Annotated in this window: 11 protein-coding genes; 4 read left to right on the top strand and 7 right to left on the bottom strand. The window is 38.1% G+C overall.

Going from position 1 to position 12,495, the window contains the following annotated elements; translation table 11 throughout:
- Positions 1–137: 137 nt before the first annotated feature.
- Entirely contained in the window at positions 138–827 is a 690-nt protein-coding gene (locus ACQY77_RS18350) for an NUDIX hydrolase (protein ID WP_421940852.1), read from the bottom strand.
- A 110-nt stretch (positions 828–937) separates the two neighbouring features.
- Here ACQY77_RS18350 and pfkA point away from each other — a divergent pair, with 110 nt between their 5' ends.
- From pfkA to gap, 3 genes are read left to right on the top strand one after another with little or no spacing between them, the layout of a single operon-like run.
- Positions 938–1,924, top strand: coding sequence for a 6-phosphofructokinase (pfkA, locus tag ACQY77_RS18345; RefSeq protein WP_421940853.1), 987 nt, complete (start codon positions 938–940; stop codon positions 1,922–1,924).
- 4 nt (positions 1,925–1,928) lie between these two features.
- Entirely contained in the window at positions 1,929–2,771 is an 843-nt protein-coding gene (locus ACQY77_RS18340) for a hypothetical protein (protein ID WP_421940854.1), read from the top strand.
- Positions 2,772–2,777: 6 nt separating this feature from the next.
- Positions 2,778–3,779, top strand: coding sequence for a type I glyceraldehyde-3-phosphate dehydrogenase (gene gap, locus ACQY77_RS18335; RefSeq protein ID WP_421940855.1), 1,002 nt, complete (start codon positions 2,778–2,780; stop codon positions 3,777–3,779).
- A gap of 638 nt (positions 3,780–4,417) precedes the next feature.
- On the opposite strand, the gene ACQY77_RS18330 is transcribed toward gap, so the two are convergent.
- Entirely contained in the window at positions 4,418–5,167 is a 750-nt protein-coding gene (locus ACQY77_RS18330; protein WP_421940856.1) for a DeoR/GlpR family DNA-binding transcription regulator, read from the bottom strand.
- Positions 5,168–5,262: 95 nt separating this feature from the next.
- Here ACQY77_RS18330 and ACQY77_RS18325 point away from each other — a divergent pair, with 95 nt between their 5' ends.
- Entirely contained in the window at positions 5,263–5,814 is a 552-nt protein-coding gene (locus tag ACQY77_RS18325; protein WP_421940857.1) for a 5' nucleotidase, NT5C type, read from the top strand.
- A 283-nt stretch (positions 5,815–6,097) separates the two neighbouring features.
- Here the strand turns inward: ACQY77_RS18325 and ACQY77_RS18320 are convergent, their stop codons facing one another.
- The 5 genes from ACQY77_RS18320 to ACQY77_RS18300 form a co-directional block, all read right to left on the bottom strand.
- Positions 6,098–8,251: a peptidase domain-containing ABC transporter gene (locus tag ACQY77_RS18320; RefSeq protein ID WP_421940858.1), complete on the bottom strand. Its 2,154-nt coding sequence runs from the start codon at positions 8,249–8,251 to the stop codon at positions 6,098–6,100.
- A 3-nt stretch (positions 8,252–8,254) separates the two neighbouring features.
- Complete coding sequence (locus ACQY77_RS18315) at positions 8,255–9,427, bottom strand: HlyD family secretion protein (protein WP_421940859.1); 1,173 nt, start codon at positions 9,425–9,427, stop codon at positions 8,255–8,257.
- 59 nt (positions 9,428–9,486) lie between these two features.
- Complete coding sequence (locus tag ACQY77_RS18310) at positions 9,487–9,693, bottom strand: hypothetical protein (RefSeq protein ID WP_421940860.1); 207 nt, start codon at positions 9,691–9,693, stop codon at positions 9,487–9,489.
- 849 nt (positions 9,694–10,542) lie between these two features.
- The gene (locus ACQY77_RS18305) at positions 10,543–11,520 is read right to left on the bottom strand and encodes a type IX secretion system membrane protein PorP/SprF (RefSeq protein WP_421940861.1); all 978 of its coding nucleotides are present in this window, start codon (positions 11,518–11,520) and stop codon (positions 10,543–10,545) included.
- 15 nt (positions 11,521–11,535) lie between these two features.
- A complete protein-coding gene (locus ACQY77_RS18300) occupies positions 11,536–12,480 on the bottom strand; it encodes a gliding motility-associated C-terminal domain-containing protein (RefSeq protein WP_421940862.1) in 945 nt (314 codons plus the stop codon).
- Positions 12,481–12,495 lie beyond the last annotated feature (15 nt).

Genomic DNA, 12,495 nt, shown 5'->3' with positions numbered 1-12,495 from the left:
TATATTATTCTGATACCAGGCTGGCTGCAAAACGAACTTTCAGGTTTAGGAAATGAACCAACTACAAAAAATGCCTGATTTGAGCTTCAAACCAGGCATTTCATTTATACTTTTAACTTTCTTCTTAAGCTTTCAAATTAAAAAGATATTTCTTTACCAAATAATTTGGCGTATTTACGTTTATCAAATTTATATAAGGTAGCTGCACGATAAGAAACACCTTTTTGTTTTTCATCAAGTTCTTTAAGCACACCAAAGCTTACAATTTTCTTTCTGAAATTCCTTTTATCGAGTTTTTTGCCCAATACCAATTCATAAACATGCTGTAACTGTGTAAGCGTAAATTTCTCTGGTAGAAGCTCGAAAGCAATTGGCTGGTGCTTAATTCTGCGTTTGATTTTTTCTAAACCCTTATCGTAAATCTTTTGGTGATCAAAAGCCAGTTTAGGCAAATCAGTTATCGGAAGCCAGTTCGCCCGTTTAGCATAGGTACTGATCGGACGAAGCTCTTTATCCCCTCCCAACCTAATTAATGCATAATAAGCCAATGTAATTACACGGCCCTGAGGGTGCCTGTTCGGATCTCCAAAAGCATAATACTGTTCCATATAAATGCCCCGTAGTCCGGTAAGTTCATACAAAATACGAGAGGCCGATTGATCTAAACTTTCGTCAGGACCAACGATATTACCGGGCAGTGCCCACCAGTCTTTAAATGGTTCTTCATTCCTTTCAATGAGCAGGATTTTGAGTTCCTTACCATCAAATCCAAACAAAACGCAATCTATCGAGAATACTGAATCTAAATGAGGTAAAATTTGTTCCAAGGCAAAATTTAGTTATTTTAAGCGATAAAGGTATGACTTTCAATATTAAGTAAAAAAAATAAAAAAAATTACTTAGTGTAAAAATTACACACTATATTCGTACTATAAAGATGAAGCCAAATATTAAAAATATAGCTGTACTAACTTCCGGAGGCGATGCCCCAGGAATGAATGCCGCAATCAGAGCAGTTGTTCGTACTGGAATATACCATGGCATTAACATGTTTGGTGTGATGCAAGGTTACCAGGGACTGATCAGCGATAACATAAAACCAATGGACGCCCGTTCTGTAAGTAATATTTTACATTTAGGGGGGACTATCCTGAAAACAGCCCGCTGTTTAGAATTTAAGACCGACGAGGGACAGCAGATTGCGTACGATAATTTAAAGAAAAACGACATTGATGGCCTTGTAGTTATCGGTGGAGATGGTACCTTTACAGGAGCTAAACGTTTTTCAGAAAACTTTGGAGTGAAAGTGATCGGTATACCGGGCACTATTGATAATGACTTAGTAGGTTCTGACTTTACTTTGGGATATGATACCGCCATTAATACGGTAATTGATGCCATTGATAAAATCAGAGATACTGCCGATGCACACGATCGTTTGTTCTTTATTGAAGTAATGGGTCGTGATTCTGGCTGTATTGCATTAAGAAGTTCGATAGCCAGTGGAGCAGAAGCCGTTTTATTGCCCGAGCGTGAAACCAGTGTTAATGAGTTAATTGACAAACTGGCATTAGGCGCGGCAACTAAAAAATCGTCGAGCATTGTTATTGTAGCTGAAGGGCACAAACAAGGCGGTGCTTACGATATTGCTAAGAAAGTAAAAGAAACCTTTGATCATTACGATACTAAGGTGACAATATTAGGACATTTACAACGTGGCGGAAGCCCAAGCAGTTTCGACCGTATTTTGGGTAGCCGTTTAGGCTTTGCAGCTGTAAATGCCCTTATTGCAGGAGAAACAGAAATGATGGTTGGACTACATGGAAACGAGATTAAACTAACCAGTATAAAAGAAGCCCTAACAGCGCATTCTTTCAAACTGGAGCCAGATTTAATGGAGATGACCGAAGTACTATCTATATAAGTATATGATAGCGGTTGTTTATAGCGGATCAAGAACAGCATTTTGGAAATTAACCCAAAACGGACAAGTTGTGGCACATTGCAACACAGCAGGAATAAACCCCTGTTTTGTTGACCCCAAAACCATCCTTCAGATACTGAATAAGAAAATTGTTCTGGTAAACAATGCAGAAAATATAAAGAAAATTTATTTCTTTGCAGCCGGAGCCACATCTCCTGATAGAAAGGAAGAGCTAGCAGATACGCTTTCCTCTTTTTTCAGATACAGCAAAGTAGTGGTAGAAAATGATCTTTTTGGCGCCGCTAAGGCAGCCTGTTATGATAAACCCGGTATTGTTGGTATGTTAGGAAGCGGTTCACATTGCGCCTATTTTGATGGTAAAAAGCCAGAGAAAAACAATTTTGGACTAGGTTATATCCTGGGAGACGAAGGCTCTTCAAACTACTTCGGCAAGATGCTTTTAAAAAGTTTTTTAAGCAAAAAACTTCCCAAGGATCTGGAAACCAAATTAGTAAGAAATTACAATCTAGAACGCCCTCAGGTTTTAGAAAGAATTTACAACAAGCCTCAGGCTAATATATTTTTAACTTCTTTCTTTGATTTTATTACACAGAACATAAAACATGAGTTTATCATCAAATTGATAGATGAGGGTTTTGAAAAATATTTTCAACTTTATGTGCTTCCAACTGTGGAAAAGCATCCTGGTGAAGAACTGCATTTTGTAGGTAAAGTTGCTGCCGAGCTAGAAGAAAGGCTTCAGCTAACCGCACAAAAGCACCAATTAATGATTAAAACCATTATAAAAGAACCAATACTAAATTTATTAAAACATTACACAAATTAACAAACAATGAGCAAAATTGGAATAAACGGCTTTGGCCGTATCGGCAGACTGGTTTTCAGAGCTGCTTTGAAAAGAGGATTAGATATTGTAGCAATTAACGACTTAATTGAGCCAGATTACATGGCTTATATGTTAAAATATGATACTACCCACGGCAAATTCGATGGTACAATTGAAGTTGTTGACGGTAATTTAGTAGTAAATGGAAAAACAATCCGTGTTACTGCAGAAAGAAACCCTGCTGACCTTAAATGGGATGCTGTAGGTGTTGAAGTAGTAATCGAATCAACAGGTTTATTTTTAACCCGTGCTGATGCAGAAAAACACATCGCTGCTGGTGCTAAGAAAGTAGTTTTCTCTGCTCCTGCTAAAGATAGCGACATCCCTACTTATGTAATGGGTGTAAACCACCATAAATTAACTGCAGATCAAACTATTGTTTCAAATGCATCTTGTACTACTAACTGTTTAGCACCTATCGCTAAAGTATTAAACGACAACTTCGGTATTGTTGAAGGTTTAATGAGTACAATCCACGCGGTAACTGCAACTCAAAAAACTGTTGATGGTCCTTCTGCTAAAGACTGGAGAGGTGGCCGTGGTGGTTTCTCTAATATCATCCCTTCATCAACTGGTGCTGCTAAAGCAGTAGGCATGGTACTTCCTGAATTAAAAGGTAAATTAACTGGTATGTCATTCCGCGTTCCTGTGGCTGACGTTTCTGTAGTTGATTTAACTGCACGTTTAGAAAAACCTGCTACTTATGAGCAAATCAAAGCGGCTATGAAAGCTGCTTCTGAAGGTGAATTAAAAGGTGTATTGGCTTATACTGAAGACGAAGTTGTTTCTTCTGACTTCATCGGAGACGATCATGCTTCTATTTTTGATGCAAAAGCAGGTATCTCTTTAAATGATAATTTCGTTAAAGTTGTATCTTGGTACGATAACGAGTGGGGATATTCATCAGCTTTAGCTAAATTTGTTGAATATTACGGAAATTTAAAATAAGAATAGGGTTTTAAAACCTATTTTTCATAAAAACACCTAAAAGGACTTCGATCGAAGTCCTTTTTTATTTATAAAAATATTTTTCACTAATAAACAAACGTTTGATTTAACATAATTTTAACATTAAGCAACCTATTTATTTGTTAAAAAGCCGTTTTCTCGTGATAAAAAACACAAAAAACAGGTTAATATTTAATTAAATTTGAGCTAAAAAGACTTAAGCCCTATATTTTAGGAATATTTCGTACTATATTTTGACAATATTTAACAATAACCTAAAAAATAATAACCCTATATTTGTAGCATCAGTTGTTTTTATCCGGAATGCTTCATAAAAAGCGCCGTTCTTAAAAAATGACAAAAAAAATACTTAAAAATTTCTTAGTGTATTTTTTACACTATCATTTTTTTTCCTATATTTGTAGAGTAATAAACGGAACGAAGTTTATTACCAATTAAAAAGATAAATCATTTCCCGGATAAGCTTAAAGTTTAGAAAGGAGATTAAAGACAAAGCCTGGCTCATAACAGGTTTATATTTGGTTAGAAAAAAGAGATACGTCTGGATGGAGTATCTCTTTTGTTTTTTAAAGGGGGTTATAATAACTCACTCAAACATAGATTACACACGCAATCTGCTAAACAATCTCTATCCCTAACTTTTTATATGCTTCTAAATCTGCATGAGCAGGATCAGCTTCTGTAATGATCACATCTAAATCGCCAACCGGGCAAACATAAAATGGCTCTACGGTATTGATTTTCTCCAGGGTAGACAGGGCTATCGTTTTTTGCGCATGATCGATCATAATATTATTGAGCTGAGCATCTTCATAAACCATAGAGGTGATACCGATGGCATGGTGCAAGCTACAGATTCCCAACATGCAGATATCGGCCCTCACTTTTTTAAAAGTATCTACGGTCTCCTGTCCAACAGTGGTAAATGCTGTTTTTTGCAATCTTCCTCCGGCAAAGATTACTTCAACACTGGGATGATCCTCCAAAATATTGGCAACAGGAAAGCTATTGGTTACAACCGTAATTTTTAAATCCTTAGGCAACTGTGCAGCCAATGCTGTAACAGAGGTACCGCCATCGAAAAATACAACCTGACCATCCTTTAAAAACCGCAAGGCTTTAACTGCAATCGCTTGCTTGTGCTGTTGGTTATAATGCTCCCGGTCGCGATAATGTTTAGGTATTGGTGAGCGCGCTATTGCTCCTCCCCTAACGGCCCTGAGTAAACCGAGATTATCCAACTCTTTAATGTCGCGGCGTACCGTATCTTCTGATACATTAAGCAATGTACTCAGCTGATCTAAACGAACCTTATTGTCTTTTTCTAAGGTACTGATGATAATTTGTAGCCGTTCTTCCTTTACCATAACAATGCAATATATTGCAAATATAAGATTTAATATCGAAAATTAATTGCAATATATTGCAATATTAACGATATTTGTTGCAAAATAAAGCATACATGAAAAAAACAATAGGAATTGATATGGACGGCGTACTGGCCGATATTGAGGATCATATGTTAAAAGCATATGAAAGGGAAACAGGCATACTGATGACGAGAGATGACATTAAAGGGCTATCAGAGGAGGAAGTAATAGCCGACCCTGAACTGGCAAAGAAAATTTTCCATCAGGCAGGCTTCTTTAGAACACTACCCGTTATGCCAGGCGCGATTGAAGCTGTAAAAAAACTAATGGAAGAATATGAAGTTTACATCGTATCTGCTGCAATGGAATTTCCATTATCTCTATTTGAAAAACGCGAATGGCTTTCTGAGCACTTCCCTTTTATCAGCTGGAGAAATATTATCTTCTGCGGAGATAAAAGTATCATTGATACCAACTACCTGATTGATGACCATTGCAAGAACCTGGATTTCTGCAAAGGCAAGGCAATCATGTTTACAGCATTTCACAATGTAAACAAGAATCATCACAAAAGAATTAATCACTGGAATGACATCCACAGCTTACTTAAAGAAATAGAAGCAGATAAGTTAGCAGTAGCCTAATGGACTGAAGATTGTATGTTACAGGTTGTGAAACTGAATATTTAATCGACCTGTACCCCATGTATTAACCATCAAGACTAGGTTTTATTGACAAACCATTGGAGGCATTTATGTTTTCATATGTCTTCATGACAAAAACAGAGCTCAATTTTTATCTTGTAACTGTTTAGGTGCATTTAAAAGCACAATTTCACAGACTGCTAACCTGGCCAAGAACGAAGTATTGAAAAGCATTGCGGTCTTTTCTGGTCAAACCTTTGCGTTTCCAGCTGTTGAAGAATTACTACGATCCGATCCCTTGTAATTTCCAGAGATTGGTATACGCCGAAGTTGGATTAAACAATAGCTCCTGATGTTTCCCTTCTTCAATAACCTTACCTTTATCCAGTACAATAATTTTATCGGCCTGGTTAAGGGTACTCAAGCGATGGGCAATTACAATAATGGTTTTATTTTCTGCTTTTAAGAGTTCGATGGTTTTCTGCACGTACTTTTCAGATGCAGAATCCAATGAAGAGGTTGCTTCATCGAGAATGAGAATTTCAGGATTACGGTATAATGCCCTGGCAATAGCAATGCGCTGGCGTTGCCCGCCTGATAAGGAAGCACCACGCTCCCCGAGATAAGTCTGAAAACCTTTGGGTAATGCTTCGATAAAATCGATCATACCCAACTGGGTAGCTATTTGAATAATGCGCTGCATGTCAGGCTGATCATCGCCAACGGCAATGTTATCAATTACATTGCCCGCAAAGAGATCGATCTGCTGTGGCACTACCGCGATCAACCTACGCAATGAAGCATTGCTGATATATTTTAAGTCGTAAGCGCCAATACTTACCCGCCCCTCCTGGACGGTATAAATATGCTGCACGATAGACATTAGTGTAGATTTCCCTGAACCACTTTCACCCACAATAGCTGTAAACTTAGCTTTGGGAATGTGCAGGTTCAGTTCGGTGAATACTGGCGCGCGGGTACCATATCTAAAGGTTACCTTTTCGAAAGTAATGTCACCAATTTGATCAACGGAAAGATCTATCTGGTTTTCATCCTTTTCTCTTTCCAGATCCATAATTTCAAACAAACGATCTGCCGCAATTACTGCATCCTGCACCGTTCTATTCATACCGATCAGTGAGGAAACCGGACCAGTAAAATAACCGATAAGGGTGTAAAAAGACAACAGTTCACCTGGGGTAATTTTACTCTCCATTACATAGCCTGCACCCACCCACAACAACACAATGGTGAGCAATCGGGAGATAAACTCTGAAGAAGTACCAGAAAACACATAGTTGAGGTTAGATCTGAAACCCGTTTGCAAGAGTTTTACAAAACGGACCTCAGTTTTTTCGTTAGTATGATCTTCCAGTCCGAATCTTTTAATAGTTCCCACAGCTGTTAAACTTTCTACCAATTGAGATTCGAGATCAGCCGATTCTTCCATCAGCTGCCTCTGCGCTTTCTTATTCAGCTTATCGGTAACGTAATAAATTAAAGAATAAAGCGGAATTACAGTAAGCATAATGAAGGCCAGCTTCCAATAGTAGCTGAACATCATCACAAAGGAGAAAAACACAATAAACACGTTAACCAGGAAGTTTACGCTTACATCGTTTAAGAACGTTCTGATTTTTACGGCATCATTAATCCGGGAGATAATCTCTCCTACCCGCATAGTATCAAAGAATTGTTGCGGTAATTTAAGCAGGTGCTTGTAATAACCGAGAATCAATTGTGCATCAATCATTTGCCCGGTTTTAAGTGTGAAAATGGTTTTGGCAGTGCCGATGAAGATTTGAATAATGAGCACGAAGATCATGGCTACGCCCATGAGGTTGAGCAGGTTGTGATTGCCATCTACCAAAACAAAGTCTACCAGTTTCTGAACAAACACTGAAGTAGACAAACCAAGAATGGTATAAATAATTGCGCCTAGCAGCGCTTGAAGAAGAATATTTTTATGAGGTTTAATCAAATTCCAGAAACGACTCTGAATACTGGTTTTTTCGTCTCCAGCCTGAAATTCCTCTGCAGGCAAAAGCAATACCAAAGCGCCTGTCCATTCTGCTTTAAAGGCTTCATGGCTTTTGCGGTGTAATTGCCCGTCAATGGGATCCATTACCTCGATATACTTAGCATTAACTTTATAGATAACAACATAATGCTGGATAATGCCGTTTAAAATGATGTGAGCTACTGCCGGAGTGGGGATTTTAAACAGACTATCAAAAGTACCTTTTACACCTTTAGCTTCGAAGCCCAACTTCTGGGCGGCTTCAACAATACCTAATACCGTAGTCCCGCGCTGATCCGTTCCGGCAAACTGACGGATCCGTGCTACAGGAAGACTAAGCTGGTAATGGGCAGCAATAGAGGCCAGGCAGCTTGCCCCACAGTCGGTAATATCCCTTTGTTTGATTTTGATACTCATGCGCTATTCAGTCTTGGAAGCAATATTAGGATTTACCCAATCATCTACCTGATCATATAAAAGTTGATACAGACTGCGTTTGGCAACACTAAAGCGTGCTGTAAAGTTCATTCCTTTTTTAAGGTATCCTTTGTAACCATTTTTCAGTGTCAGATGCTTATCGGTAAGGCTGCACTTAACTTTAAATGCTGGTACATTGTCTTTCAAAAGAATGATATCATCAGATACATCAATAACTTTTCCTTTAGCCAAACCCCATTGATTGTAGTTAAAGGCATCAATCTGGAACCTCACCTCCTGTCCAACCTGAATTAAACCAATATCTGAGGGCTTTATATAGCAGAATGCAGTTAGGTTGGTGTCAGGAGAAATTTCTGCCAACTTCTGATTGGCAAATACATATCCCCCTTTTTGTATTCCGGTTAAATTTTGGATAGAGCCAGAAATTGGAGCACGCAAAATATACTGTTTCTTTTGCTCATTTAATTCAATCTGCTCGCCGGAGAGCTGGTTAAGTTCATTACGAAATTCATTGGCTTCAGTTTGCCATTTGGTTTTATATTTGGTTATTATCATTAAGTAGGCTGATTTAGCCTGATCAAGTTCAAATTTATATTTTTCATATTCGGCTGCAGTAAGCACCTTATTTTGGTAAAGCGTACTGTAACGTCTGAAAGTATTTTCTGCCTGTTTCCTAACAATACGGGCATTTTCCAGTTCCTGCACATATTGTTGCCAGGCCGCATTATACTGGCCAGTTTGAAGATCTGGAGTTCTTCCTCCCCGGCTAATCCTGGCCAGAAGCTCGGAGATATCGCCTAAAAACTGGTTAACTTGTGTTTGGCGGCTCTGCACCAAAGAAGTTTGTTGCTTGGGTAAGGCTGCATCGATGATTAACAAAGTATCGCCAGCTTTAAGTTTTTGATTATCAGCAATCTTCAAATCAGTTAATCGTCCACCCACAGGGACGCTCAGCGCAGTTTTCTCTATGGAAGACTGAAGTAACCCGCCACTTTTAACGTTAATGGGAATATAAATAAAAGGAAGACTAAGAAGCACCAGAACAATTAGTGCTAAAGTTGCCACATATATAAGCCGGGTTGATTTACCGATCTGCGATCTGTAAACCAGTGAAAGGGTAGAAACCGTATCCGCGTTATATGTGGGTAATGCCATGGACTAAACGAAAAAGCGGTTTTTGTTTCTGGTTAGGAAGCAAAAACCGCAATGTTTTTCTATAAGTTTGAAACTAGTTTCACAACGTTAGCAATAGTCTTGTTTAAGAAAGTAGATAAATCAGTTGAAACACCGTTTACTGTACCTACTACTGAAGTTAAAAGACCACCTAATAAATCGTTAAGTGGACCACCGCCTTCGATTTGGGTCATTTCTGATGCATTCATTTCTTGAACGCCAAGGTTTTTTAAATCTAAATTTTTCATAATTTGGGATTTTAAAGATTATTCCTTACTCTTTTTTATGGCTTTTCAGGGAACGCCCAGGTTGGCCAACCTTGTGGCAAATATATTATAGAAGACATGAATAAAAAATACACCCAAAACCCCAACCCAAATACCCAATTGTAAAACAAAACATACATAACAAATTTTAGGGTTCAAAAACCCTCAATGCTAAATGATTTGAGGCATTTATTCAGTTTATTCGTTATAATAACAAAGTATAACCCAGCTATTCAGTTTTTGTTCAATTAAAAATCATGTATTAAGCCTGTTATTTTGGATCATTTGCGGTGCGGAAATTATCTATTTTAGTATAAAAAAAGCTAAAATCAGTAGAGATAAATCCCTTTTAAGTAGATTTATAATTTTACAAAAGCATAGAGATTTTAAACGAAGATTGACCAGTGTTATGCGGTTATTCTTTCTTTTACTATTTTGTTTCCAATTCTACTCAGGGTTTCGATGCACATGCCAAAGTAGCTGGCTATACAACGAAGTCGCACTAAATTCAGACTATTACCATTATTGGTCATCAACCTTTCAAATCAAGCTTCAGCCGAGGGAATTCTTGTCAAAATAGATCGCTCTGAGGCTTCGTAATGCCAAATAGCCAAAATTTCGTCCAATAATAGTTGTTTCGGGATGAGTATGGGGAAAGTTTGTTAACTAATTCGTTAGGCATGGCTACAAGCTCCGTTTCACCTAGTATTAAGCAATCAAAAATAAATTACAAAAATGGGTGATAAAGGATTTAATCAGACCTTTTTTTATTAAAACACTGTTTATCTTAGCGGTTAAAATCTATATAAAAAATGCTTAAAAAATATATTTCTAGAAGTAGCACTTTGGCCTTCTGCTTTTCTTAGTTTGAAGATAATAACCTACCGATATTTCATGTGAACCATAATCATAATTACCAAGTTTATTCAAACTGTAATCATACCCATACCCTATTCGCAAATTCTCACGAACAAAAAATTCGGAAATAAAACCTACGGCACTTTTGGCTGTTAAATTAGCTTGTAAATTTGATTTAGGATATAATTTAACAGAGCTCCTGTAAACACCACCAATCCAGAAACGTTCTTTAACTAACAAAAAAGCATTCAAATCCATAGATGTTGGTCCGTGCAGGTCATCTTTAATTAAAAATGTTGGTTTAAAAACAAAATCATCGGTTATTGGCAACGCTACACCTGCAGTTAAATAAAAATGGGGCTGAACCTTTACGTTAAGCAATTTGTAATCTCCGAATACGGATAACGACTTGCCGAGCAAGTTATCGGCAGAAAATCCGATAAAAAATTTCTCATTGGAATAATGGATTCCAGCCCGAATATCAGGAGTAATCTGACTGACACTCCCTGTCGGGATGCGGTTATCGCCTTGTTCAATCGGATCCAGCAAATTCCCATTTAAACCTACCTGCATTACGCCAACTCCCAAACCAAAAGCTAAGATATTGGTCTCTGTCCGATCGAGCTTGATGCGATAAGCAAAATTTGCAGATGCATTTAAAGAACTTTGCGCGCCAATTTTATCTTTGGTGATTATCCCGCCTACACCTAAAGTTTCATCATTAATCGCCTCATCTGCAGAGATGGAAAGTGTTTGTGGCGCACCCTTTACACCTGTCCATTGTGCACGGACAAAAGCTTGCAGATACAATTCCTCTTTGTAACCCGTATAAGCCGGGTTAATATACATTCCATTAAAAACATACTGCCCAAATTGGGCATCTTGCTGTGCAAAAACCATTTTTGAACAGCAACACATCAGAACTACAATTAATTTTCCTATAGCTTTCATGTTGCTTTATTTTCGTTATCTTATTACTGTCACATATCCTTTATAGGCAATCCAATCTGAATTGCCATTTTTCACTTTTACCACATAGAAGTATGTGCCATCACTCAAACCGGGAGCATTCCAATCATTTTGATAGTTTTTGGTCTCATACACCGTACTACCCCACCTATTTATTATTGTTATTTCACTAGATTCGAAAGAATTTAAGTGCTCCAGATAAAATGTATCATTCTTGCCGTCCCCATTAGGCGTAAAAACATTTGGAATCCTGAGTCCTGAAATCTCTTTATTATCTGTGGAAGTGTTGTTAGAAAGGTTGGGATCGTGCTCATTCGCAGTCACAGTTGCAGTATTGCTGACCATTCCTTGCTGTGTTGAGCGAACTTTTATTACCAGTTCGGCAAACTTTCCATTGGCAAGCTGACCGATATTCCACCTTATTGTTCTTAATCCTGAATCGAAGGTTGCTTCTCCATCTGTTGGTTCGGAGAGGCTTTCGAAAGTCAGGTTTTCTGGTAAAACATCTTTAACCACAATTCCGGAAGCATCATCAGCGCCGTTGTTCCTCACATTGATATAGTAATCAAAAACCTGATCCCGAACTATGGTTCTGGATTCAGAGCGTTTGGTAATCGACACATCGGCTGAACGACGAGGTAACACCAGCAACTCAATATCATCAGAAAGATCAGAGGTACAGCCCTCTTTATTTATTGATGCCACCTTGTAAATACCTGGCGTTGCAGTAACGAGTGATGATTTATTTTGACCCGGAATAAGCTTCCCATCCTTAAACCATATATACGAGCTGGCCCCCTCCGAATTAGCGCGCAAGATTACAGACGACCCATCGGAGATCGTAATCGATTGACGCCCTTTCGGACCATTCTGAGCAAATCCGTTAAGATTAAATATTAACAGAAATACCAGAAACCAGAAGGTATAAAACCTTAGTCTCATGTATATGATTTACAG

The sequence above is a fragment of the Pedobacter sp. genome, assembly GCF_965279535.1.
Classification (GTDB): Bacteria; Bacteroidota; Bacteroidia; order Sphingobacteriales; family Sphingobacteriaceae; genus Pedobacter.
The sequence above is the reverse complement of the archived record's forward strand: the minus strand, read 5'-3'. Positions and strand labels throughout refer to the sequence as shown.